Below are 24333 nucleotides of genomic sequence, written 5' to 3'. Positions count from 1 at the left end.
CAGCCTGTGCCGTGAAGATATTGTAACAGGATCATTACCGTTGTGAAAATACCTTGGGTGAATGGAACGGCTCTATCGTTCCAGAGGGCAAAGCCCTTTCTCTTCATCTGTTTAAAGTTAACATGAGAAACTAAAATGATAGGAAATACAAAATGACAAAAATCACTTGAAACAGCCAAAAAAATATTTAGAAAACTGTCCGGAAAAGTGTTGACACATCATACTGTGGCTTTATTGATGCCGGAAATTTTCCCACCGGTCATGCAAATGGAAGGTGGTCTAGTTGATGTTTACTTTGAAGCTGCGGCGGTTATTACCGCATTAGTATTGCTGGGACAAGTGCTTGAACTACGTGCCAGAAGCCAAACGAATGAAGCCATTAAAATGCTCTTAGGTCTTGCACCTAATACGGCACGCATAGTTCGTGCTGATGGTAGCGAAGAAGATATTCCAATGGAACAAGTTATTGTTGGTGACATTTTGCGTGTAAGACCCGGTGAAAAAGTGCCGGTCGATGGCACTGTCACTGAAGGCCGTAGTTTAGTTGATGAATCCATGGTAACAGGCGAGCCTATTCCGGTAGAAAAAGAAGCTGGAGAAAAAGTCATTGGTGCAACGGTCAATGGTACCGGTAGTTTATTAATGAAAGCTGAAAAAATTGGCTCCGATACCTTATTGTCACAAATTGTACAAATGGTCAGTGAAGCGCAGCGTTCTCGTGCACCGATTCAAAAACTGGCTGACATTGTTGCAGGTTATTTTGTCCCTGTAGTGGTTTTAATCGCGGTTGCAACAATGGTGGTCTGGGGATTTTGGGGGCCTGAACCTCGATTAGCACATGCTATTGTCAATGCGGTTGCGGTGTTGATTATTGCTTGTCCTTGTGCTTTAGGTCTGGCAACACCAATGTCTATCATGGTTGGAACAGGTAAGGGAGCAACCATGGGCGTATTAATTAAAAATGCTGAAGCTTTGGAAACTCTTGAAAAAGTGGATGTCTTAGTGGTAGATAAAACAGGTACTTTAACCGAAGGTAAACCTAAATTAGTATCGGTTATTGCCGAAGATGGATTTGATGAAAATACCATTCTCGCATTAGCCGCCAGTTTAGAGCGTGCCAGTGAACATCCCTTAGCAGAAGCCATTGTTAAAGGTGCAGAAGAGAAGGGCATTAGTCTTAATGCGGCTGATAGTTTTGAATCCATTACCGGTATGGGTGTTACGGGATTGGTTGATGGTCATAAATTAGCACTGGGTAATTTGAAATTATTTGAAAGCTTATCAATAACTGCTGGCGATTTACCAGAGCAAGCTGATAAAGGTCGTGAGAAAGGTCAAACAGTCATGCTATTAGCAATAGATGGTAAAGCGGCAGGTCTGATCGGTGTGGCTGATCCAATCAAAGAGTCAACGGCAGAAGCAATTAAGGATTTACATGCCGCTGGAGTTCATGTGGTTATGCTAACCGGTGATAGTCGTAAAACAGCCGAAGCTGTGGCGAGTCAATTAAATATTGATAGGGTAGAAGCGGAAGTATTACCGGATCAAAAAGCAAAAATTGTTAAACAATTACAAGACGAAGGTAAAATCGTGGCAATGGCGGGTGATGGCATTAATGATGCACCCGCATTAGCTCAGTCTCACGTTGGTATTGCTATGGGAACAGGCACAGATGTGGCAATGGAAAGTGCCGGTGTGACTTTGGTTAAGGGTGATTTGCGTGGCATTGTTAGGGCTCGTAAACTCAGCCATGCGGTGATGAATAATATTCGCCAGAATTTATTCTTTGCCTTTATTTATAATTCCTTAGGTGTTCCAGTGGCAGCAGGTGTGCTATTTCCTGTCTTTGGACTATTGCTCTCACCTATTATCGCAGCTGCAGCGATGAGTTTTAGCTCGGTATCGGTTATAGTAAACTCATTGAGGTTGAAACGTTTAAAATTGTAGATAAAATCTGAAATGAGTTGTGTGCATAAAAATTACAAACCAGGACGCATATTAGTCTTTATAATGATCATCGCCTTATTGGCAGGTATTTATTGGCTATTAAATGCGACTGGCTTTGTTGCTTTATTGTTGGACACCGAGCAGTTTAAACAATATATACAATCGACAGGCTATTGGGGAGTGTTAATTATTATCGCCCTAATGGCCTTTGCTATTTTATTCAAATTGCTCCCCAGTGCTGCGGTTGCTCTTGCGTCAGGCGCAGCTTATGGACATACTTGGGGGACAATTTATATTATTCTAGGCGCTTGGCTAGGCGCAATCATTGCGTTTTCAATTACTCGTCTATTGGGTAATGATGCCTTATGTCGGCTTTCTGGGCGTCGTATCAAGCTAGAGCAGGAACAATCTCAGTCCTGGTTGATGTGGGGCTTATTGGTGTCACGATTTATCCCTATTATTCCTTATGATATTGTCAGTTATGCAATGGGTTTAACACCATTAAAACTCTGGCGATTTTCTATTGCGACTTTAATTGGGGTGATACCAACCAGTTTCTTTCTTGCTCACGTTGGAGGTGAACTTGCCAAGATTGATTTTGATGCAATGTTTTCTGGGATGATGTTGGCAGGACTTGTTGTGCTATTACCTGTCAGTATTGCTATGTTTGTATTTTATCGTTATGGACAGTTTAAAACGCTATTTTCTATTAAGAAATGTGAATCTAACAGAAGTAATTAATTCTATTTTTATATAATTCAATTAGCATAAATTAATCATTAAGAAAAATTAATCTTGCTGTAAGGTTGGTGCAATAGTCATTCATATATACTTTTAAGCATAGACCGAATGTGGTTTTTAGTGAGTCTTTCAATTAATAACAACTTTTAGAAGTTACCAATTAAAAGGATAGAACCATGAAAACAATCAAACAATTAATAGTCAATACAAGAACAATCAGCATAACAGCCATTGTCCTCAGTGCAGGCATAGCGTTTAATGCCAATGCAGATAATAATGCGGAGCTTTATGGTGATCCTGCTATGAATGATGTGTTTCCTGTACAAAGTGTTACAATCAAAGAACAGCCTATTCGTATTATTAATGAGACTAAGCAGATCGTTTGGAGTACCTCTTATGAAGAATGGGTTAATCCAGCTGATTTTAGCTCCTCTGCGCAACAAACTTTAGCGAGTGCTTTATTGGAAATGGAAAATAACCCACCTGCAGCAGGCGGTGGTCGAAGCAATCAAATATTTATCTGGGATGACACCGCAGATGAATATCAACTTCAATAAATAAAGCTAATACGTAAAAAGGAGCAGTGAGGAATAGAATCAGGATTAGTTTATTAGATGTCTTTTTTTTAATAATTTAAGCGTATGCTTGTGTGGTATATTGATGAAAAAAATAATTAATCGATTCTTATCCGTTCTACTGCATTTTTTTATAGTCAGCTTGTTCTTCGTTAGCCACAAGAGCTTTGCCAGTAAAAATGAATTTTTACTGGCAATGGCAAATCATCAAATCAATGTTGTTCACGATAAAAAAACCACTCAGCGTTTGAATGAATGGGAAAGACTCATTTTTCATAGCCTGGGTATGGATACCGATACAAAACTCAAACTGGTCAATGACTTTTTCAATAAAATGAAATGGGCGGAAGACAGAGATATTTGGGATGCAAAAGATTATTGGGCCACACCACTTGAGAGTTTAATTAAAAATTCAGGTGATTGTGAAGATTTTTCTATCGCTAAATACTTCACCCTGCTTGCCATGGATATTCCCGAAGAACAATTACGTGTTACTTATGTGACTTTAGAAAATCATCAGGGTCATATGGTTTTGTTCTACTATCCCAAAAATGCCCCCAAAAATGATCCTAATAACAATCTAGAACCCTTGGTGCTGGATAATATGCGGCCGGAAATAGAAAAAAAATCAGATAGACCCGATATACGTTACATGTTCAGCTTTAATGATGAAGGTTTGTGGCTAAAAAATAATACCAGTACCGAACCGGATGAAAAGAATATCATTAAACAATGGTCAAAGATGATCGATAGAATAAAACTAGAATAAACGTCAAAGCTCATCCAACTTATCAATAATGGGGCATCCATCCTCACTACTCTGGCATAAATTCAATAATAGCGTCAGCTCATTTTTTAGATGGCTCAATTCGTCAATATGACTTTCTATTTCTGTGAGTTTTTGGCGGGTTAAAAAACGAATGTCATCCTTAACATGCTGAGGTTTTTGACGCATTTTTAAAAGGTCAGAAATTTCTGCCAAGCTAAAATTCATCTTTTTAGCACGAATAATAAAACGTAGCTTGGAAATGTCCATCTCATCATAAATACGTCTCCCCGAATCATTTCTAGCAATTCGAGGCAATAAGCCTGACTTCTCATAATAACGCAAAGTATCAGTACTCAATCCTAATAGTTGTGAAACATCACCAATGCAATTTTGTGTTGAAGCTTGCTTCATTAACTCGTCTATCCGTAATTATATAAAGTAATCGTAGGGTAGGCATGGCTTTATCTGCCCACGCTGACTCAGGAGCTCATTATGCACACTTTCAGCGTGGGCAGATAAAGCCATACCCACCCTACGATTCTAGCTGGCCTGTTCTTCTGCAGGAATACCGGCCGATTTTTTATTCCATAAGATAGCTGCAATAATAATAAGCGCTAACTGAAATAATAAGCCCTGTAAGTTTGGATAAATACCTAAGAGATCAATTCTTATAAAATTAACCGGACTAGAAATAATCAATCCCGCTTCTTGTAGTGCAGCAATACCTTTGCCGGCAAATACTATGGCTAGGACAAACATCAGTCCACCGGTAATTGAGAAGAACTGGCGCAAGGGTAGACGAACACTATAGCGCATGATAAACCATGCCGCTAATACTAGCACTGCAATTGCCGCCAATACACCACTTAATGCCATACTTTTACCATCAACGCTCGTTTGCATCCAAAGCGCTTGATAAAACAAAATTGTTTCAAAAACTTCACGGTAAACAGCAATAAAGGATAGTCCTGTTAATGTCCATAGTGTGCCGGAGCTGAGGGCTTTTTTCATATTGCCATCAATAAATGTTTTCCATTTTGCGGCACTACTTTTGTCATGCATCCAAAAGCCGACATACAATAAAATAATCATGGCCACTATCGCAGCCACACCCTCAGTGATCTCTCTTGATGCACCAGAGATGTTAAACAAAGACATAGAGGCCCACCAGGTAAGGCCGCCGAGTAGTAGGGCAGAGATCCAGCCAATGTGGATGAATATTAGGCCATCTTTGCGTTTGGTTTTGACCAAGAAAGCCGCAAGTGCAGCGACAATCAATAAGGCTTCTAAGCCTTCTCTAAGTAGTATGAAAAATGCACTGGCAAAGGCAGCGCCACCTGAAAGGCTTCTGCTGCCTAGCAATTCATCTGCAATATCGAGGTGTTGATAAATTTGCTCAATATCACTTTCTATGATTGCTACATCAACACCGGTACGAATTTTATTACGTAATTCTGTCATGGAGACTTCAATGGTGAGTTTTAAGGATTTATCAAAGGCTGAAATATTTTGTTCGACTAATTCAAAACCTTCAAGATAGGCTTCTACTGCGTATTTATAGGCTTTTTTTGTTTCATTGTTTTTATAGGCCGTCAGAGCATCATCAAGACGGGTACGAGCAAAGGCCAATCCTGATTTATCATTGTAAAAAACTTCAGGATGATGGCGTAAAAATGCCATTATTTTTTCACCCTCAACACCATAATCAGCCTTTGCTTTTTCAGGTGTCAATGTGGTTAATGTAGCAATGTCTAATAATGGACTATTATCTATCTCTACGGGCTCAGCTGGCGCGGCCATATTGCCGACATAAAAAGCCAGTGACCAACGTTCTTGAGGATTTAATTTTTCACTATAGCCCTGCATGGCAGTCTCATGTACCCCCTGAGTAATCGTGCTATAAAGGCCGTATAAAGTGCGTTGTTGATAGCGTTCTATATCAGTAAAATCTATTGGAGGAGGAGACATATCTGCTGCAGCGACACCATCACCCATACCTGTTGCACCATGACAGGAGGCACAATGTTGAGCATAGAGCGGTTTAGCTTGTTTTAGACTGGGTTTTTTACGTGGAATGACGGTGATTTGATAAGCATTGATGATATTTAGGTGCATTTTTGCACCTAATTGCTTAATTTTAACTGCAGATTCTTTATCTTTGATCAGTTGTGTTAATTGTTGACTACCTTCTATGATTGACGGTTTAATTGCATGTTCGGGTAAGTCATTAGCGTGTTGGCTTATCCCAGTTGCGAAATCAATCATCTCGCCGTACTCACCGGGATTAGTAATTTGCCCTTCTGTGACTGCTGCTCCATAGTCAACACCGACATAATCAATCAGTTGTAATAGTTGCTGAGTGTCAGAATAAGCTACTTTTGAAATCAATAAACAAAAAATAGCAATCAGGGTAATAGGGCGCATTAACACTTTCATATCTAAATCTCTTTAATTAATCTTAATGTAAATGATAATACATATCAGTTACATTGTAAATACTTGCTTAGTACATGGCTTTATTCTAATGTACACTTTTTTTATTCTTTCGTATATAAGCATTTTGCAAATTTGTTCGCAAAATGATCGCAATAATGACTATAGTTGTCTATAATCACAACATGTTGAAAAAATCAATCATCTTTGTGTTAGTGTTATTCTTTACCCAGTCAGTTTTGGCGGGCATTGATCTGCATGCTACTAATAGCGATGACATGGCTGGCAAACATATTACTAACAAACACGATGCCACGGTTGATATTATTGAGCACTACATTGATGCTCATGATGTTTTTTCAAGCATCAATCACAAGTGTCAATATAATCAAAAAAATGATCAACAGTCTGATAATAATCATTCGCATACCGTGACAAAGACTTCATCAACTTCTGATGCACCTGATAAATACTCTGATGTACCTAATAAATACAAGGCGGCTTCTCACGATTTTACTGCCAATCACCATCACCATGAATGTCATGGCCATACGACGGCCTTAACTTTTACATCACTTTCATCTATACATCTTATCTTTACTGCTTTTCAATCCCGTTTTAGCTATATTTTAAGTGATTATTCAATCACCTTAAAATTCCCCAAAAGACCTCCAATAGCGGTTTAACACATAGCTTGTTAGTCTATTGTGTCTGCTATATTTTGCTGACGACCCCATCATAATTTATTAATGAATGATAATATTTGGATTACTTTTAATTCATATGTTGTGACGTCATTCAATAAACTATATTCAATAGACTAATTAAATAATTTTATATTTTTAACTTATTTATTAGGATATTTATGAAAAATAATTTTTTTCAATCTATTTTAACCCACACTGCTAGACCTCTTTCTACTCTATGCATCAGTGGTTTATTAATACTTCCTTTTGCTCAAACAGCACTCGCTGCTGAAATGTCAAAAGTATCTATGAGTCATTCCAGTCAAAATGAAAACTCTAATAGTTCTCAATGGTCAAAGTGGGTCCTAACGCAAGTTCAATCCCTGCCTTCTATACAAGCGATTGAAACAGGGACTTTGGTTGCAGATGAACAACGTAATGCATCACAACAAGCTCTATATAACCCTGAATTAGGTGCTTTTTATACTGATAATAAAGATGATGAATACGGCATGATTTTGTCCCAAACCATTGATTGGTTTGATAAGCGTTCTGCCAATGCACAATTAGGTCAGGTAGATTATGACTTGGTGATGCTGGATAAAGTTTTGCAGGTAGAAGAAAAACTCTCTGAGGCTTTGACTGCCTATATTGAGTATGCCATGTCAGAACAATTATTGGCTGTTTCTAAAGATCAGGAAAAACTACTGACTAAATTATCCAATGATCTGAGACTGCGTGAAGCTGCTGGCGATGTGGGTCAAATTGATGCAGAAATGGCCTATCTTTCATTATCACAAAATTTACAACAAATCAGTTTAACTGAAATTCGCTATCGGAAAGCACGGGCTAATTTACAACAAAGCCTGAACAGTAAGGCACTTCATTATCACCCAAAGACATCAATCTGGGTTAATGAAGTCCCTGAAGCAGAGATTGACAGCAAGGTTGATTCAGGTCTTAGGGTTCAATTGGCTAAAAAACAATTAGAGCAATCAGTTTCTCAATCAAAAATCGCCCAACTCAATAAGAAAGTAAATCCTACGATTGGCTTGGGAGCAGGGCGTGATGGAAATAGAAACACTGTTCTTTTAGAGTTATCAATACCTTTGAATGTGAGAAATACCTTTTCTGCGGAATACAGTGCAGCCTTACATAGGGTTAATCAAACAGAACTTGAGTTAAAAGAGCAACAACGCTTATTGAAAAATAATATCGAGCAAAGTTTGATCAATTATAAGGCCTTAAAAACACGCGTTTTAAGCTGGGAAAGATTAACTGGCTCACGCTTAAAAAACACCCAAAAACTGTTAAATAAACAATGGAAAAGTGGTGATATATCCACCTCTGACTATTTGTTTGCTTTGCGTCAACGTACTGATACGCTGATTGCAAGTATCGAATTAAATGGGGAAATGCATAAAGCTTGGGTTGAGTGGCTATTAGCTTCCAGCCAGGTCAAAAAATGGCTCAATAGCCTTTAAATACCTATCTTTCCTATAGAATAAATTGAGTAAAATTATGTTAAAAAATAAACACACTAAATTGACCAAAAATCTATTAGCGATAAGCATTATTATTGCATTCTCATCGTTAAATTATGTCACTGCGGAAACAAATACCCATGATGTTCATAATGACCATGAAGAACATGGACATGGTGATGAAACTAAAGCCGCTCATAATGATAAAGATGAGCATGACGATAAAGACGAGCATGGCCATGAAGAGAAAGACGAGCACGGTGATAAAGACGAGCACGATGATAAAGACGAGCACGATGATAAAGACGAACATGGTCATGGGCATGGGCATGGAGATGAAGAAGAGCCAAGCTTAGTTAAATTGTCTGCAGAGCAACAGGTGATGGCAGGTATTGTTGTTAAATCAGTTAAGCTGCAAAAAAATGTCAATCAAGTTATTTCTGCGCCCGGAGAAATAGTCAATGACCTCTACAATACAACCTTATTGACGACACAAATTGACTCAAAAGTGCTTAAGCGCAAAGTAGTATTGGGACAGCATGTTAATAAGGGCGATATCATTGCCATTCTTTATAGCCTCGATATTGCGACTGCACAGAATGCACTTAAAGTCTCCTTATCAGAATGGCAACGCGTTCGTAGTTTAGGCAAACAAACTGTTGGTGCTAAACGCTTTATTACGGCTAAGGCTGATTTAGAGAAAAACAAATCACTATTACAAGCCTATGGTTTTAACAATAAGCTTATTACAGCCCTAATGAATGGTAAAAATAGCTACAAATCAGGTGAATACCCGGTTATAGCACCTCATGATGGCGTAATCCTTGAAGATAATTTCCAGTCAGGACAGTTCTTAGCATCTGGCTCAACTATTGCGCGTTTAGTTGATGAAAATGATGTGTGGGTCGAAGCGCTGTTAGCACCACAAATCGGTCAGCGCATTGCGGTTGGAACCAAGGCTAGAGTTATTGTTGGTGGTAAAACATTTACCGCTAAAGTCATTCATGATAGTCATGCGATTGATGAGCAAACGCGTACTAGAAAAATTCGCCTATCAATAAAGAATACCAAGCATTTACTCCACGCCGGTTTATTTGCCCAGGTGTTTTTAGAAATACCGATGAAAGAAAATGTGATATTACTCCCTGAAACCGCTCTAATGCGTTCTTCAGATGGTGACTGGACAGTATTTATTGAACAGGAACCCGGTGTCTTTAAGCAAGATGAAGTTGAATTAGAAAATACCATTAATGGCATGCATCGTATCAAGGGCTTAAAGTCCGGACAACGTGTCGCTGTTGAAGGGGCTTTTTTTCTCGCTTCCGAAATGGCCAAGGGTGGATTTGATCCACATAACCATTAATTCGATTAAAGATTTAACGCTATTTTTAGTTCAATTTTAAAGAAACCCAAAATACACATAATTTACGAAAAAAGTGTGTGGAGAATTTATTATGTTTAATCGATTAATCGATTGGTCAGTTTGTAACCGCTTGCTGGTTATCATTGCATTGATAGTCTTTGGCTTTGCCAGTTATCTGGTCATACCAAAATTAAATCTTGATGCCTTTCCTGATGTCACCAATGTTCAGGTGGCAGTCAACACAGAAGCGCCAGGACTTGCTTCTGAAGAAGTAGAACAGTTAATTACCTTTCCTATTGAGTCGGTCATGTATGCCTTGCCTGACGTAGAAGAGGTACGGTCAATTTCTAAAACAGGCCTGTCTGGTATCACGATTGTCTTCAAAGAAGGTACTGATATTTATTTTGCACGTCAACTTGTTTTTGAACGCTTACAACAAGCCAAAGAAATGATTCCAGAAGGAGTGGGTACACCTGAAATTGGTCCTAATACATCTGGCCTTGGACAAGTTTATCAATACTTACTGGTGGCTGATCCTGACTCAGGTTATGACTCGATGGCCTTAAGAAGTTTAAATGATTGGGTAGTTAAATTATTGCTCATGCCGGTAGATGGCGTTACCGATGTGCTTTCATTTGGTGGTGAAGTAAAACAGTATCAGGTGAATATTGAACCGTCTAAATTATTATCCTATGGTTTAACCATCAGTGACGTGATAGAAAAAATTGAAGCAGGCAATAAAAATTCTGGTGGCTGGTATATGGATCGTGGGCAGGAACAACTTGTTATCCGTGGTGTGGGTTGGCTCAGTAGTGGTACAAAAGGCCTAACGGATATTGCTAATATTCCAGTATTAGAAAAAGATGGCATTGTTGTTAAAGTCGGGGATTTAGCCAAGGTAGAATTTGGTCAGGAAATTCGTCAGGGTGCAGTTACCATGACTCGACGTACCAGTGATGGCAAGATTGAAGCGCTGGGTGAAGTGGTCTCTGGTATTGTCCTTAAACGTATGGGCTCAAATACTAAAGCTACGATTGATGGTATTAATGGGCGTGTTGAGCTCATTCAACAAGCCTTGCCTGAAGGTGTGACCTTTGATGGTTTTTATGATCAGGCTGATTTAATAACCAAAGCAGTTCAAACGGTTGTTGATGCACTATTAATGGCATTTATTTTTATTATCATTATTTTAGCCTTATTTTTGGTTAATATTCGCGCGACATTTTTGGTGCTTATCTCCATTCCCTTATCCATTGGTATGGCATTAATGGTTATGTCATGGTACGGACTATCAGCAAACCTAATGTCATTAGGTGGTTTAGCCGTCGCCATTGGTATGCTGGTTGATGGCTCTGTGGTGATGGTAGAAAATATCTTTAAACACCTCAGTCAACCGGATAGACAGCATGATAAAGATGTCTCTGATCATGTAGCCTTGAATGATTCAGACCCTTATGATGTACAACATGATGAGCATGGTATTGCTTTGCGTATCAAGCAAGCCGGTAAAGAAGTTGCCAGACCGGTTTTCTTTGCCGCGATGATTATTTTAGTGGTTTTCTCGCCCATTTTTTCGTTTGAAGGCGTTGAGGCTAAGCTCTTTCAGCCCATGGCGATAAGTATTATGTTGGCCATTCTAGGCGCATTAATTGTAGCCTTATTAGTGGTGCCAGCATTAGCGACTTATTTGTTTAGAAGGGGGATTAAACCCAGACAAAGTCCGGTGCTAGTGCCGTTGGAATATCTCTATAAGAAAAGTCTCAGAGCGGCTTTAAATAGACCTTATGTGGTAGTCATTTTTTCAGTGCTATTATTTTTAGGTGCCGCTTCAACAGTCCCCAATATCGGTACAGAATTTGTACCCGAACTTGAGGAAGGTACAATCAACTTAAGAACCACGCTAGCACCTTCTGCCAGTATGGAAACATCAATCAATGTCGCAAAAAAACTTGAGTTAGAATTGATGAGCTTCCCTGAAGTCACGTACACATTAAGTCGTGTCGGGCGTGCTGAAATTGGCGGGGATCCTGAACCGGTTAACAATATTGAAATTTATATTGGTTTAAAACCAGTGGAAGAATGGACTTCAGCATCCAATCGTATTGAATTACAAGATTTGATGGAACGAAAACTTGAAATTCATCCCGGCTTGTTATTCAATTTCTCACAGCCGATTGCTACCCGTGTTGATGAATTATTATCGGGTGTAAAAGCACAATTAGCCATTAAACTCTTTGGTAAAGATTTGTCCGTACTTGCGAGCAAGGGCAAGGAAATTGAAGAACAAGTTAAAAAAATTGATGGCGCAGTGGATGTGGCGATGGAACAAATTGCTGGTGAAGCACAATTGGTTATTCGCCCTGATAGAAAAGCCTTAGCACGTTTTGGCTTGTCCATCTCACAAGTCATGTCCTTGGTTGAAAATGGCGTTGGTGGTGCAACCGCAGGCCAGGTTATTCAAGGTAATGAGCGCTATAATATTTATGTTCGCTTAAAAGAACAATACCGCAATTCTGCGCAGGCAATTAAAGATTTACGACTTCAGGCGGCCAATGGTGCCTGGGTGCGTGTGTCTGATGTAGCCAAGGTTGAAATTGAATCGGGTCCACCACAAATTCGTCGTGATGATGTACAACGTCGTGTGGTTATTCAGTCCAATGTGCAAGGTCGTGATATGGGCAGTGTGGTTAATGATATTAAACAAGCCATTGCTGACAATGTTGAATTACCTGTTGGCTATAGTATCGACATTGGTGGTCAATATGAAAACCAACAACGTGCCCAAAGTCGCTTAATGATTGTAGTGCCGATCTCTATCGCATTAATTGCTTTGTTACTTTATTTTGCTTTTAATTCAGTTGGTCAGGCATTATTGATTCTTGTTAATGTACCTTTAGCTTTAATCGGCGGTATATTTGCCCTGTACTTTACGGGGCAATATTTGTCGGTACCCAGCTCGGTAGGTTTTATTACTTTGTTTGGGGTCGCCGTGTTGAATGGTGTGGTGATGGTCGAAAGTATCAACCAACGGATTGAAAGTGGTCAAGACATGGAAAATGCGGTATATGATGGTGCGGTATCACGTTTAAGGCCGGTATTAATGACCGCTTTAACATCTGCATTAGGTCTAGTGCCAGTACTGATGTCAAAAGGTGTTGGTGCTGAAATTCAAAAGCCCTTAGCCAGCGTCATTGAAGGTGGTCTCATTAGTGCAACATTTTTAACTTTATTTGTTGTACCATGTCTATTCATCTTCTTTTCTAAAGCTAAATTTAACAAGAAAGATTAAATTCAAATGGCACATAATCACTCACATGGTAGTAAAAATTATAATAAGGCCTTTGCCATTGGCATTAGCTTAAACATTATTTTTGTTATTATTGAGTCGATTTATGGGGTTTTGGCTGGTTCATTAGCTTTGTTGGCTGATGCTGGTCATAACCTCAGTGATGTATTAGGCTTGTTGTTGGCCTGGGGCGCTTTTTATTTTTCCAATAAGCCAACTACAGAAAAAAGGACTTATGGCTATCGAAAAATGACGGTTATCGCCTCTGTTGCCAGTGCAATTGTACTTTTACTTGCACTGGGTGGCATCGTTTGGGAAGCCGTAGGACGTTTTAATGAGCCACAGCCCATAGCCACAACGACCGTTATCATAGTGGCTTTAATTGGTGTGGTGATCAATACCATCACCGCCTTATTATTTGTCTCTGATCAGGGGCATGATCTTAATATCCGTGGCGCTTATTTGCACATGGCAGCCGATGCAGCTATTTCATTGGGAGTTGCTATAGCCGGTTTAATTATCTGGCAAACGGGTTGGCTGATCATTGATCCTCTGATGAGTATTGCCATCGTGATGATTATTTTGATCGGTACCTGGGGACTGTTACGCGACTCATTCAATCTTTCCATTGATGCTGTACCGGAAAATATTGATATGCCCGGCATTAAGCAGTATTTATCAGATATTGATGAAGTGTATAATTTTCATGATTTACACGTTTGGGCAATTAGTACCACAATCACAGCATTATCGGTACATTTGGTTGTCTCTTCGGAGAAGATTGATAATCAATTTCTCGCTAAAATCCAATCACACCTGCATGACAACTTTAGTGTTGAACATGCAACCATTCAAGTTGAACAGCATGGACATGAATTTCCCGCCCATGATCCTAATTGTCATTAAACCATGACAAGCTCCTGACACGTCAGATGTAGGATGTGGTGAGGTACGAACCGCATCAATGGCTTAAATCAAACGTTTTTGATGCGCTTCGTACCTCATCACATCCTACAAATTTAAAGCTTAGTATGGCTTACATAAACTTTAAATAGACCAAATAAAGCCTTTCAAATAAGTCTTTTAACTTGGTGAGATTCTTTGAACGACGGGGAAATAAATTCCAGAAAGGTGGCTTGCCATCACTGGACATATGCATCCACATACCATCATTTTCCATGTTTAAAATGCAGGAAAGCTCATAACGATAGGTGGTATTGGCTGCTTTACCATCAACGACGGCATTAATATTCTTTGCCGTGGCTTCAGAACGAAGTTGTGCCATGTGAGCCTGATGGGGCACCCAGGGTGGTGGATCTTCATGACTAGCACAATCACCTGCAGCAAAGACGTTGCTCAGACCTTTAACCTGACCATACTTATCAACATCAATATGACCACCTTTTGAAACACTAATACAAGAATCGGCCAGCCATTTAGCACCGGTAATGCCAGGTGAATACATGACTAAATCAGCCTTACGAATGCTTCCATCCGCATCCTTCATGCCACCTTCAATGAATTCTACAGGCTCATAGCCATAGTCAAGAATGATGTTTCTTTCTTGCAAACGGTCGGTAATATTACCCGTTTCACCGGGTTCAACATTAGAAGAAAAGAAATGTATTTCAAACTTATCACGAATGCCTTTTTCTTTTAGACTGTGATCCAATAGGGCGGCACACTCATAGATTTGTCCAGCACGACCGGCTACGAAACCATCTTGCTTATTGATTTTGTAACCGACATTGATGTGTCAACACTTTTCCGGACAGTTTTCTAAATATTTTTTTGGCTGTTTCAAGTGATTTTTGTCATTTTGTATTTCCTATCATTTTAGTTTCTCATGTTAACTTTAAACAGATGAAGAGAAAGGGCTTTGCCCTCTGGAACGATAGAGCCGTTCCATTCACCCAAGGTATTTTCACAACGGTAATGATCCTGTTACAATATCTTCACGGCACAGGCTGAGGAGCCGATGGCCGTCAACGGTAATGGGCGGCATTTATGTCGCCTTTTACCCCTCTTCAATCAATCGATTTAAGCTATTTCCTGCTGTATTTCATAATCGACTGGTGACAAATAATCATTAGCAGTCGCTCCCGATTATAAAATACCTCAATATATTCAAATATTGCCTGCTTTGCTTCTACTCTGGTTTTGAATCGACAATGGTGCGTCAATTCAGTTTTCAAACTATGAAAGAAGCTCTCTGATACAGCATTGTCCCAGCAATTTCCTTTGCGGCTCATAGACTGAATTATGTTATGATCCGACAATATTTTTCTATGACTATCAGAGGCATATTGGCTACCTCGGTCAGTATGCCAAAGCAATCCATCCATTGGTTTACGCTTCCATATGGCCATCAGTAAAGCATCATTGACTAGCTTGGCTTTCATTCGCTCATCCATCGACCAGCCAACAATTTGCCTAGAGAATAAGTCAATGACAACCGCTAAATATAACCAGCCTTCCTTGGTGGCAATATAGGTAATATCACCCACATAGTAGCGATCAGGTTGAGAGACAGTAAACTCTCTTTCCAGTAAATTTGGAGATATACGCTTATTATGCTTGGAATTAGTCGTCGCTTTAAAGCGTCTCTTCGTTTTACAAAACAAACCGGCTTTTTTCATTAATCGACCAATTCTCCGGCGGCTTATATGAACGCCTTTTTCAGCCAGTTTTCTTTTAAGACGACGGGTTCCATAAGTCTTGCGACTGTCTTCAAACAGTTTTTTAGCTGCTCAGTAAGCGCTTCATTTTCTTTCTCTCTATCCGTTTTAGGAGAGCTAACCCAATCATAATAGCAACTACGGGAAACATCCATAAAACGGCACAGAATCGTTACCGGGTAATCTTTAGCCTGATCAGTTATCCATGCGTACTTCACAAAGTTTCCCTTGCAAAGTACGCTGTGGCCTTTTTAATAAATCACGCTCCTGAATCACTTTTGCCAATTCTTTTTTTCAGACGTTTTACTTCATCATAAATGTGTTCATCACTTCTATTGGCTACCGTCTTCACCGGTTTGGAATATTTACTGATCCAGGTATGTAGAGTATTTACATTAACACCTAGCTCCCTGGCAGTCTGAGAAACGGGTTGATCCGTCTCATTAGCTAATTTGACAGCTGATTCTTTAAATTCTGATGTATAGAGCCACATTAAAGTTTCATTATCACCGTATTGTATAGACAGTGATAATTGAATGTTTTTAAGAATGATTAATGCTGAGATAGAATGTTGAGTGAAGATCTAGAAAAAACATACAATTTAGTTTTTGAACGGAAAATTAAAGATGGCTGTGATGTCGTTGTTAAGAAGAATCTTGAGCAATTTTTTAACAATAATCCTGAACTTGTCAAACAATTGTTTTCAAAAGAGAAAACAGTCTTAAAAAGAAACCTGTCGAAAGAAATTGCGGAAAAATACAAGTCTGCAATTGAAGGAACGGGGGCTCTCTGCCGTATTGCCGAAAACACCAAGACAATACCCGTTAAAGGTGTTCCAACAGCTTCGATTCCTAAAAAAATACATGATTTAGAGACGGTGACACGTTTTTTGTTAAAAGTCACCAACTTAAACCAAAAGGTCATGTGGTTTACTTTGGCGCTTTCTTTGTTGTCACTGATTTTATGGATTAGTTTTTTTTTGATGTGATCGGCTCATCTTCTACGTCAGAACAAGGAAATTCAAACTCTTTTTTGTTTGCAAATGACTGGGATAAACTTTCGATCAAAGGAACTGTTCATCGTTCAGTGAACGATAGTGGTGATTTGTTTGTGAAATCAGCAGGTGATGATCCCCGGATTAATTTCCCACTGCTATCATTTAAAGCAAATACGCGATACCTAATAGATATACAAATGACCTCCTCTGTTGAGTCAAGACTACAGATTTATTATACTGAATCGACTCAGAAAACGCGCGCTCTTTCAGAAAAAAACTCACTACGCTTCCCAGTCAAAAAAGGTGAGAATACTGTCCATGCATTTATAGGTGTTAATAATTTAGGCCGTGTGATGAGGTTAGATCCGATTGCAACTGCTGGAGAAGTAACTATAAAAAGGTTGAAAATAATCGCCTTAGATTGATTGTTATTCTGTTACACCGACTTCTTCTACTTCAAACTCAGTAATGTTCTTATCGGCACTACTAAAACAAATCCCAACCAGGACAATTTCTTGTTGCTGAGTTTGGGCTTCTATGAGATAGTTTGATGGTTAGGTCAATTCTGCCTTTATGGGTGACATCTTCTGCGACACAGGGAAAGCCTAGGGACATGAGATAGGTGAAAACTACCGAGGCATAGTAGCCTTCGTAACGCTCAATAACTTTGTTAGCGTACCCCAAGGGCACTTCCTTCGGGGCGTAATTGTTGTAGGGAATACTGGCGAATAAGGCGCTTAGCGTACTTTCCAGTTGTGTAATGTCATCACTAATGGTCTGATAAATTTGTTGTTGGGGGCGAACTTCCAGGGACTGATCGGTAAGATAGTTAATAAACAACTGCTTTAGAGGTTTCTGAATTTACCGATTAGGGACTTTGAGAAGGCGAGGGAGGTGTTTGATGATCCCTTACAAATATCGCAGTTAGATTTTAGGTTTAATTATCGTGAAGAACAGTGGATCACATTAGGGGCTGCAAAAACAAGAAAAATTCTGGTGGTTGCAAATCTTTTTTTTTCTGATGATGGTCGGGAAATCATCCGGATTATTTCTGCTCGGGAAGCCAATAAACAAGAGGTACAAACTTATGAAACCTATTGAAGAAAGAGCAAAACATGATGATTTTGAGTTAGATGAACATTATGATTTTAGTGAAGGTGTGCGTGGTCGTTTTTATGCATCGAAAAAAGTACCAACGACGATGCGCATTGATAATGATGTATTAATTTACCTAAAAAAATATGCTGCTGAGCAACATATAGCCTATCAAACATTGATTAATACTCTGTTACGAAAATCAATAGAGAGAGGCTTAAAGCCTTAGTTATATCCATCCGTTTTCCCAATTTAAAAAGCTTGAAAATAATCGAATGAAACTTAAAAAATTGCCCATTGGTATATCAACACTTAAAACGATACTGGATGAAGGTTATCTTTATGTCGATAAAACTGATATCGCTCAAGAATTGATAGAAAATGGTCAGTACTACTTTCTGTCGCGCCCGAGAAGGTTTGGCAAGTCTCTTTTTCTTGATACCCTAAAGACCATTTTTGATGGTAACAAAGCAGTATTTAAAGGGCTGAGTATTGATGAAAATGGCTATACATTTGAGAAACATCCTATCATTCATATCTCTTTTGGAAGTGGTGATTTTTCAGATCGAGAAAAACTTAACCAAACCATATACGAAATTCTCGATACAAACGAAAGGCATTTAGGCATAGAGTGCCCCAAAGACTTTTCATCTGCGGGCTGTTTTAAGCGCCTCATTGAAGAGGCATATATAAAGTACAATAAAAAAGTAGTTGTTTTAGTTGATGAATATGACAAACCCATACTGGATAATATTGATCAAACTGAAATAGCACGAGAAAATAGAGAGCTGCTTAAAAACTTTTATAGTGTGATAAAAAATAGTGATGAATATATAAAATTCGTCTTTATCACCGGGGTCAGCAAGTTCTCAAAAGTAAGCCTTTTTAGTGGCTTAAATAACATACAAGATATTACCCTACACTACAAATACGCCACCATTTGTGGCTATACACAAAATGATATAGAAACAACCTTTGCCCGGCATTTGGAAGGGCAAGATTTTGAGAAGATTAAGACCTGGTATAACGGCTACAAGTTTTTAGGCGAAGGCGTTTACAATCCCTTTGATATTCTGCTTTTTATCTCAAACAATTTTGAATTTAGAAATTACTGGTTCTCAACAGCAACGCCCAGCTTTCTTTTAAAGATAATCGAAAAAAATAACTATTTCTTGCCCAATTTAGAAAATATTATCAAAGATGAGACAATGTTAAACAGTTTTGATGTCGATTATATTGAACTTGAAACGTTGATGTGGCAGACGGGGTATTTGACTATCGTAGACACGAAAGAGACACCAAAAGGCATACGCTACCAATTGGATATCCCTAATCAGGAGGTGAAAATATCACTGATGGGTAGCATAGCGGACTTTATGAGTAAAATCCAAAACTCAGTACAAGTCAATGATAATATCCTGTATGCTCTTTTAGAGGAAGACTTAGTTAAACTGGAAGTTAACATAAAAGCACTGTTTGCATCCATCCCCTATAATCTGTTCACAAATAACAAGATGTATGAATATGAAGGTTACTATGTCAGTCTCTTTTATGCCTATATCAAAGCCTTAGGCTTTGATATCGTCGGTGAAGATGTCACCAATAAGGGCAGAATTGATTTAACTATAAAACTGGACAATGCCATCTATATTTGTGAGTTTAAAACAGACGGGACTTCGGCCTTAGAGCAGATCAAAGAAAAGCAATACCATGAGAAATACTTAGCTGAAAACCTGCCTATTTATCTGCTGGGTATAACCTTTGATACGCAAGCAAGAAATATTTCTACCTTTGAGTGTGAGCGTTTGCAGTGTTAATGGCATCATATTGAAATATCTACCTGTTCTACTTCAAATTCTGTAATATTTTTATTGGCACTACTAAAACAAATCCCGACCAAGACAATTTCTTGTTGCTGAGTTTTAGCTTCTATAAGGTATTTTTCCCAATAGCGCTTGGTCTTGATTTGCGCGAGTGCGGTTTCTTGCTGATCCACTTTAAACTCAATGATGACGATGCGATGGGGTAGTTTGATGGTCAGGTCAATTCTGCCTTTATGGGTGACATCTTCTGCGACACAGGGAAAGCCTAGGGACATGAGATAGGTAAAGACTACCGAGGCATAGTAGCCTTCATAGCGTTCAATGATTTTATTGGCGTAGTTGTTGTAGGGGATAGCGGCAAAAAGAGCGCTTAGCGTGCTTTCTAGTTGTGTGATGTCATCACTAATGGCCTGATAAATTTGTTGTTGTTGGGGGCGAACTTCCAGGGACTGATCGGTAAGGTAGTTAATAAACAACTGGTTTAGAGACTTCTGAATTTCTCGATTGGGCACTTTGAGCTGATAATCATAGGCCTCATCATAGGTTAAAACCTTATTGGCGAAAGTGAGGTAGCCGGTTTGCCAAAGTAGTGCGACGAGGTCAATTTTTTCGATATCAAAGGTGTTAAGAATTTCTTTGGAAACAATAATGTTTTCCAGATTAGGAATGTAATAATTCTGTTCTTTAAGCTTCTCAATTAAAAAAGAGGGATTGCCGGTTTCCCACCAGTAGTTTTCATAGTGACAGCCATTGTTGATAAACAATAAAATATCATAAGGGTTATACACCCGCTTTTCATCCCCTGCCAAATAATCATAGCCGTTGTACCATTGCTTGAGTTTGTCTAAGTCAACATCCTGCAAATGCTCGGCAAAGGTGGTTTCGATATCATGCTGGGTATAACCGCAAATATCGGCATAATCGGTCATGGTGGTAATGTCAGTCAGATTGTTTAGGCCACTAAAGAGGTTCATTTTAGAGAATTTAGAGACACCGGCAATAAAGACAAATTTAATATAGCGGTCATTGTCTTTGATGACGCTATAGAAGGTTTTTAATACCTCTCTTGCGACTTTTGCTTGTTCTCGGTTGGCGATGTTGTCCAGAATGGGTTTGTCGTATTCATCGATTAAAATGACTACTTTCTGTTGGTGTTTTTCATAAATACTTTGAATTGTCTGAGAAAAGCAACCGGGAATATCCTGAGTGTCGTCACATTCGACTTGATGGTATTTTAGGTTGTTTTTGAGAATGTTGATAATACGTTTTTGAATCTGAAGCTTACTGCTGAAATCACCAGAATTTAAAGAAATTGAAATCACGGGATAGCTCACAGACCAATCCCATTGCTCATAAGCCGCCAGACCTTCAAATAAGGCTTTATTTCCCTGGAATAAATCACTCAGAGTGTCTAGAAATAAAGACTTACCAAAGCGCCGAGGACGGGAGAGAAAATAATATCTACCACGGTCAGCTAAGCGTAGAGCAGTCGCTGTTTTATCGACATAGAGATAATTTTGTTCGGGGTCGCGAATATCAGCAAATGTGGTGATGGCAATGGGCAGTTTTTTCATGTTTTTGAGTATAACAAAAAAGAAACTGGCAAGCTAAGTCGATTCATTGGGTATCAGCAAAACTCGGTGAAGTAACTTATTCTTATGAATTAAGCTGAAAACAGCATTTTTTGTTTGCCTGATGCTTTTTAAAATTTTTTTTGTTCTTTCTTTCTAAATAGCAGGCACGGGAGATGCTGCGTTTAATCGACGCATTTTCCCTAAAATAGGTTTATTTTCTTATTTTTACAGGTCTCATCTCCTCATAATCGTCTCTGTACAATAAAAAATCCATTAAATGTTCCCAGGAGTCCATCACAAAAAAGGTAATAACCCCTCTGAACTTTTCCCACATTAATTTTTTAGAGCCAAACTTTTTACGACAAGCTTGATAAGCCCCATCGGTTAATTCAAAAATTTGATGGAAATAAAAAGCCAGCAAGGTTAACAGATACATATTAAAGCTCAGGTGCTTCTTCCCATGACCATAATTATGCTCAATGTGATAGCCTTGGTTCTTTAATGTGTTGAAACATTCGTTTTCTATTTTCCAACGACATCGACCCGCCTGGGTCATTGTTTGAATATTATGTTCACTGATCTTTATGTCGGTGACCCAGCTATTTCGGTAGATAATTTTCCCTGCGGTATTGGTGAGGGTATATTCAAAAAAGTTAACTTCAATGGCATTTTTTTCGCCATGTAAAGGGACATTATTTTTCCATCGATAATGATGTTGGTGCCCTTTTTCGTCAATCCAGTCCATTGATGGGAGTTCAGAAAATGCTTCAAGCCATTCAAATAAATATGTGTGATCACCAGGTTTGGCAACCAATAAATAATGCATCATTTCTTCAATTATATCTTCTATCTAATGTGGCTATACTTAACCGGACACACAACTTAAAATAACTAAAAGATAATAAAATGAATGATCAAACAAAAAAACCGAATAAAAGCTATACATCAGAATTTAAAGAATCAGCTGTCAAATTAGCTAATGAGACGGATCAACCCGTTTCTCAGACTGCCAGGGAGCTAGGTGTTAATGTAAATACTCTACATACCTGGATCAGTAAATATTCCAAACCGGTGAAGACGGTAGCCAATAGAAGTGATGAACACATTTATGATGAAGTAAAACGTCTGAAAAAAGAATTGGCAAAAGTGATTCAGGAGCGTGATTTATTAAAAAGGCCACAGCGTACTTTGCAAGGGAAACTTTGTGAAGTACGCATGGATAACTGATCAGGCTAAAGATTACCCGGTAACGATTCTGTGCCGTTTTATGGATGTTTCCGTAGTTGCTATTATGATTGGGTTAGCTCTCCTAAAACGGATAGAGAGAAAGAAAATGAAGCGCTTACTGAGCAGCTAAAAAACTGTTTGAAGACAGTCGCAAGACTTATGGAACCCGTCGTCTTAAAAAGAAAACTGGCTGAAAAAGGCGTTCATATAAGCCGCCGGAGAATTGGTCGATTAATGAAAAAAGCCGGTTTGTTTTGTAAAACGAAGAGACGCTTTAAAGCGACGACTAATTCCAAGCATAATAAGCGTATATCTCCAAATTTACTGGAAAGAGAGTTTACTGTCTCTCAACCTGATCGCTACTATGTGGGTGATATTACCTATATTGCCACCAAGGAAGGCTGGTTATATTTAGCGGTTGTCATTGACTTATTCTCTAGGCAAATTGTTGGCTGGTCGATGGATGAGCGAATGAAAGCCAAGCTAGTCAATGATGCTTTACTGATGGCCATATGGAAGCGTAAACCAATGGATGGATTGCTTTGGCATACTGACCGAGGTAGCCAATATGCCTCTGATAGTCATAGAAAAATATTGTCGGATCATAACATAATTCAGTCTATGAGCCGCAAAGGAAATTGCTGGGACAATGCTGTATCAGAGAGCTTCTTTCATAGTTTGAAAACTGAATTGACGCACCATTGTCGATTCAAAACCAGAGTAGAAGCAAAGCAGGCAATATTTGAATATATTGAGGTATTTTATAATCGGGAGCGACTTCATTCGGCTAATGATTATTTGTCACCAGTCGATTATGAAATACAGCAGGAAATAGCTTAAATCGATTGATTGAAGAGGGGTAAAAGGCGACATAAATGCCGCCCATTACCGTTGACGGCCATCGGCTCCTCAGCCTGTGCCGTGAAGATATTGTAACAGGATCATTACCGTTGTGAAAATACCTTGGGTGAATGGAACGGCTCTATCGTTCCAGAGGGCAAAGCCCTTTCTCTTCATCTGTTTAAAGTTAACATGAGAAACTAAAATGATAGGAAATACAAAATGACAAAAATCACTTGAAACAGCCAAAAAAATATTTAGAAAACTGTCCGGAAAAGTGTTGACACATCAATCATAGGTTGATGTGACATCAAACCATCACCACAAATCATAAATCCTTGTCTTGGATGTGCTTTTTTTAGATTGGCTATAAAACGTTTGGCTGCATTACTTTCACAATCCTGTTTTTTTTTGTACCATCCGTATTTTGTATTGCTTCAGGCATGACAGGGAGCACTTGTTTTTTATCGGGGTGCATAATGGCACCTTGTAAAACAGCATGACTGTAGGTTATTTCACCCGTTCTATATTCTTTATGAAGACAACAGTCACAATGGATTTGCTTAGAGGAATAATATTGCGTGCCATCAATAACACAAAGCAATGTGTTGGGTAATATGGCATACTCTTCAAGATGCTTATGTCGTCTGAGTCGTTCAAATAAATCTTTAAATGCAGGTGCAAATGTTTTAGAGGGTATGAGATCCAAAATGTCTCTTAGTTGACTATTTTTAGGAATTTTTTCAACATTAAAAAGAGTGCGTAAATTATTTTGATTCTGTTCCTCTTCCATCTGTTTCTGAAATTTAATGTGG

22 protein-coding genes and 2 pseudogenes are annotated in these 24333 nt (G+C 38.8%); 16 read left to right on the top strand and 8 right to left on the bottom strand.

All coding sequences use genetic code 11. The features are described 5' to 3' along the window. Window positions 1–222 precede the first annotated feature (222 nt). From JEU79_RS02290 to JEU79_RS02275, 4 genes and pseudogenes are all read left to right on the top strand, one after another. Window positions 223–1947 (top strand): annotated as a pseudogene (locus JEU79_RS02290) (copper-translocating P-type ATPase); the annotation flags it as partial. A 12-nt stretch (window positions 1948–1959) separates the two neighbouring features. Further along, a complete protein-coding gene (locus JEU79_RS02285; protein ID WP_198262799.1) occupies window positions 1960–2688 on the top strand; it encodes a TVP38/TMEM64 family protein in 729 nt (242 codons plus the stop codon). 176 nt (window positions 2689–2864) lie between these two features. Beyond that, window positions 2865–3245 (top strand): hypothetical protein, encoded by a 381-nt coding sequence (locus JEU79_RS02280; protein ID WP_198262798.1) that lies wholly within the window; start codon window positions 2865–2867, stop codon window positions 3243–3245. A 103-nt stretch (window positions 3246–3348) separates the two neighbouring features. Then, window positions 3349–4032: a transglutaminase-like cysteine peptidase gene (locus tag JEU79_RS02275; RefSeq protein WP_198262797.1), complete on the top strand. Its 684-nt coding sequence runs from the start codon at window positions 3349–3351 to the stop codon at window positions 4030–4032. Window positions 4033–4035: 3 nt separating this feature from the next. Here the strand turns inward: JEU79_RS02275 and JEU79_RS02270 are convergent, their stop codons facing one another. Beyond that, on the bottom strand, window positions 4036–4443 hold the full coding sequence (locus JEU79_RS02270) for a heavy metal-responsive transcriptional regulator (protein ID WP_198262796.1): 408 nt from the start codon (window positions 4441–4443) through the stop codon (window positions 4036–4038). Between the two features lie 129 nt (window positions 4444–4572). After that, a complete protein-coding gene (locus JEU79_RS02265; RefSeq protein WP_198262795.1) occupies window positions 4573–6468 on the bottom strand; it encodes an FTR1 family protein in 1896 nt (631 codons plus the stop codon). Between the two features lie 182 nt (window positions 6469–6650). Between JEU79_RS02265 and JEU79_RS02260 the strand changes: the two genes are divergently transcribed. The 5 genes from JEU79_RS02260 (at window position 6651) to JEU79_RS02240 (ending at window position 14190) form a co-directional block, all read left to right on the top strand. After that, window positions 6651–7151, top strand: coding sequence for a hypothetical protein (locus JEU79_RS02260; protein ID WP_214660472.1), 501 nt, complete (start codon window positions 6651–6653; stop codon window positions 7149–7151). A 179-nt stretch (window positions 7152–7330) separates the two neighbouring features. Next, entirely contained in the window at window positions 7331–8635 is a 1305-nt protein-coding gene (locus JEU79_RS02255; protein WP_198262793.1) for a TolC family protein, read from the top strand. Between the two features lie 37 nt (window positions 8636–8672). Beyond that, window positions 8673–9998: an efflux RND transporter periplasmic adaptor subunit gene (locus JEU79_RS02250; RefSeq protein WP_198262792.1), complete on the top strand. Its 1326-nt coding sequence runs from the start codon at window positions 8673–8675 to the stop codon at window positions 9996–9998. Window positions 9999–10089: 91 nt separating this feature from the next. Continuing rightward, entirely contained in the window at window positions 10090–13287 is a 3198-nt protein-coding gene (locus JEU79_RS02245) for an efflux RND transporter permease subunit (RefSeq protein ID WP_198262791.1), read from the top strand. Window positions 13288–13293: 6 nt separating this feature from the next. Further along, the gene (locus JEU79_RS02240) at window positions 13294–14190 is read left to right on the top strand and encodes a cation diffusion facilitator family transporter (RefSeq protein ID WP_198262790.1); all 897 of its coding nucleotides are present in this window, start codon (window positions 13294–13296) and stop codon (window positions 14188–14190) included. 130 nt (window positions 14191–14320) lie between these two features. Here the strand turns inward: JEU79_RS02240 and JEU79_RS02235 are convergent, their stop codons facing one another. Together JEU79_RS02235 and JEU79_RS28265 are read right to left on the bottom strand one after the other, a co-directional pair. Next, a complete protein-coding gene (locus tag JEU79_RS02235; RefSeq protein ID WP_246539909.1) occupies window positions 14321–14956 on the bottom strand; it encodes an FAD-dependent oxidoreductase in 636 nt (211 codons plus the stop codon). Between the two features lie 373 nt (window positions 14957–15329). Further along, a pseudogene (locus JEU79_RS28265) lies at window positions 15330–16455 on the bottom strand (IS3 family transposase). Between the two features lie 75 nt (window positions 16456–16530). On the opposite strand from JEU79_RS28265, the gene JEU79_RS02215 reads away from it, so the two are divergent. Further along, complete coding sequence (locus JEU79_RS02215) at window positions 16531–16950, top strand: hypothetical protein (RefSeq protein ID WP_214660471.1); 420 nt, start codon at window positions 16531–16533, stop codon at window positions 16948–16950. A 44-nt stretch (window positions 16951–16994) separates the two neighbouring features. After that, window positions 16995–17384, top strand: coding sequence for a hypothetical protein (locus JEU79_RS02210; RefSeq protein WP_198262787.1), 390 nt, complete (start codon window positions 16995–16997; stop codon window positions 17382–17384). 61 nt (window positions 17385–17445) lie between these two features. Here the strand turns inward: JEU79_RS02210 and JEU79_RS02205 are convergent, their stop codons facing one another. Continuing rightward, entirely contained in the window at window positions 17446–17799 is a 354-nt protein-coding gene (locus JEU79_RS02205) for a PD-(D/E)XK nuclease domain-containing protein (protein WP_198262786.1), read from the bottom strand. A 15-nt stretch (window positions 17800–17814) separates the two neighbouring features. Here JEU79_RS02205 and JEU79_RS02200 point away from each other — a divergent pair, with 15 nt between their 5' ends. Genes JEU79_RS02200 through JEU79_RS02190 form a run of 3 tightly spaced genes read left to right on the top strand, consistent with a single transcriptional unit; the run spans window position 17815 to window position 19871 of the window. Continuing rightward, a complete protein-coding gene (locus JEU79_RS02200; protein ID WP_198265818.1) occupies window positions 17815–18060 on the top strand; it encodes a BrnT family toxin in 246 nt (81 codons plus the stop codon). Then, entirely contained in the window at window positions 18047–18283 is a 237-nt protein-coding gene (locus tag JEU79_RS02195) for a BrnA antitoxin family protein (protein ID WP_198262785.1), read from the top strand. Before JEU79_RS02200 ends, JEU79_RS02195 begins: the two co-directional genes overlap by 14 nt. 46 nt (window positions 18284–18329) lie before the next feature. Further along, a complete protein-coding gene (locus JEU79_RS02190) occupies window positions 18330–19871 on the top strand; it encodes an ATP-binding protein (RefSeq protein ID WP_198262784.1) in 1542 nt (513 codons plus the stop codon). Between the two features lie 5 nt (window positions 19872–19876). On the opposite strand, the gene JEU79_RS02185 is transcribed toward JEU79_RS02190, so the two are convergent. Together JEU79_RS02185 and JEU79_RS02180 are read right to left on the bottom strand one after the other, a co-directional pair. After that, the gene (locus JEU79_RS02185) at window positions 19877–21451 is read right to left on the bottom strand and encodes an ATP-binding protein (RefSeq protein ID WP_198262783.1); all 1575 of its coding nucleotides are present in this window, start codon (window positions 21449–21451) and stop codon (window positions 19877–19879) included. A 211-nt stretch (window positions 21452–21662) separates the two neighbouring features. Next, window positions 21663–22280, bottom strand: coding sequence for a hypothetical protein (locus JEU79_RS02180; RefSeq protein ID WP_198262782.1), 618 nt, complete (start codon window positions 22278–22280; stop codon window positions 21663–21665). 77 nt (window positions 22281–22357) lie between these two features. Here JEU79_RS02180 and JEU79_RS25900 point away from each other — a divergent pair, with 77 nt between their 5' ends. Continuing rightward, window positions 22358–22678, top strand: a complete 321-nt coding sequence (locus JEU79_RS25900; protein ID WP_198263033.1) for a transposase — start codon at window positions 22358–22360, stop codon at window positions 22676–22678. Between the two features lie 30 nt (window positions 22679–22708). Further along, entirely contained in the window at window positions 22709–23518 is an 810-nt protein-coding gene (locus JEU79_RS02175) for an IS3 family transposase (protein WP_198263365.1), read from the top strand. A 367-nt stretch (window positions 23519–23885) separates the two neighbouring features. On the opposite strand, the gene JEU79_RS02170 is transcribed toward JEU79_RS02175, so the two are convergent. Beyond that, window positions 23886–24311 (bottom strand): hypothetical protein, encoded by a 426-nt coding sequence (locus tag JEU79_RS02170; protein WP_198262781.1) that lies wholly within the window; start codon window positions 24309–24311, stop codon window positions 23886–23888. Window positions 24312–24333 lie beyond the last annotated feature (22 nt).

This window comes from sulfur-oxidizing endosymbiont of Gigantopelta aegis (assembly GCF_016097415.1).
Taxonomy (GTDB): domain Bacteria; phylum Pseudomonadota; class Gammaproteobacteria; order GRL18; family GRL18; genus GRL18.
This window is presented reverse-complemented; position numbering and strand designations above follow the sequence as displayed.

What these genes read in the sequence shown, in the direction of transcription:
- JEU79_RS02285 (WP_198262799.1), top strand. Translation starts at nt 1,960, where the DNA reads ATGAGTTGTGTGCATAAAAATTACAAACCAGGACGCATATTAGTCTTT.
- JEU79_RS02280 (WP_198262798.1), top strand. Translation starts at nt 2,865, where the DNA reads ATGAAAACAATCAAACAATTAATAGTCAATACAAGAACAATCAGCATA.
- JEU79_RS02275 (WP_198262797.1), top strand. Translation starts at nt 3,349, where the DNA reads ATGAAAAAAATAATTAATCGATTCTTATCCGTTCTACTGCATTTTTTT.
- JEU79_RS02270 (WP_198262796.1), bottom strand. Translation starts at nt 4,443, where the DNA reads ATGAAGCAAGCTTCAACACAAAATTGCATTGGTGATGTTTCACAACTA.
- JEU79_RS02265 (WP_198262795.1), bottom strand. Translation starts at nt 6,468, where the DNA reads ATGAAAGTGTTAATGCGCCCTATTACCCTGATTGCTATTTTTTGTTTA.
- JEU79_RS02260 (WP_214660472.1), top strand. Translation starts at nt 6,651, where the DNA reads ATGTTGAAAAAATCAATCATCTTTGTGTTAGTGTTATTCTTTACCCAG.
- JEU79_RS02255 (WP_198262793.1), top strand. Translation starts at nt 7,331, where the DNA reads ATGAAAAATAATTTTTTTCAATCTATTTTAACCCACACTGCTAGACCT.
- JEU79_RS02250 (WP_198262792.1), top strand. Translation starts at nt 8,673, where the DNA reads ATGTTAAAAAATAAACACACTAAATTGACCAAAAATCTATTAGCGATA.
- JEU79_RS02245 (WP_198262791.1), top strand. Translation starts at nt 10,090, where the DNA reads ATGTTTAATCGATTAATCGATTGGTCAGTTTGTAACCGCTTGCTGGTT.
- JEU79_RS02240 (WP_198262790.1), top strand. Translation starts at nt 13,294, where the DNA reads ATGGCACATAATCACTCACATGGTAGTAAAAATTATAATAAGGCCTTT.
- JEU79_RS02215 (WP_214660471.1), top strand. Translation starts at nt 16,531, where the DNA reads ATGTTGAGTGAAGATCTAGAAAAAACATACAATTTAGTTTTTGAACGG.
- JEU79_RS02195 (WP_198262785.1), top strand. Translation starts at nt 18,047, where the DNA reads ATGAAACCTATTGAAGAAAGAGCAAAACATGATGATTTTGAGTTAGAT.
- JEU79_RS02190 (WP_198262784.1), top strand. Translation starts at nt 18,330, where the DNA reads ATGAAACTTAAAAAATTGCCCATTGGTATATCAACACTTAAAACGATA.
- JEU79_RS02185 (WP_198262783.1), bottom strand. Translation starts at nt 21,451, where the DNA reads ATGAAAAAACTGCCCATTGCCATCACCACATTTGCTGATATTCGCGAC.
- JEU79_RS02180 (WP_198262782.1), bottom strand. Translation starts at nt 22,280, where the DNA reads ATGATGCATTATTTATTGGTTGCCAAACCTGGTGATCACACATATTTA.
- JEU79_RS25900 (WP_198263033.1), top strand. Translation starts at nt 22,358, where the DNA reads ATGAATGATCAAACAAAAAAACCGAATAAAAGCTATACATCAGAATTT.
- JEU79_RS02170 (WP_198262781.1), bottom strand. Translation starts at nt 24,311, where the DNA reads ATGGAAGAGGAACAGAATCAAAATAATTTACGCACTCTTTTTAATGTT.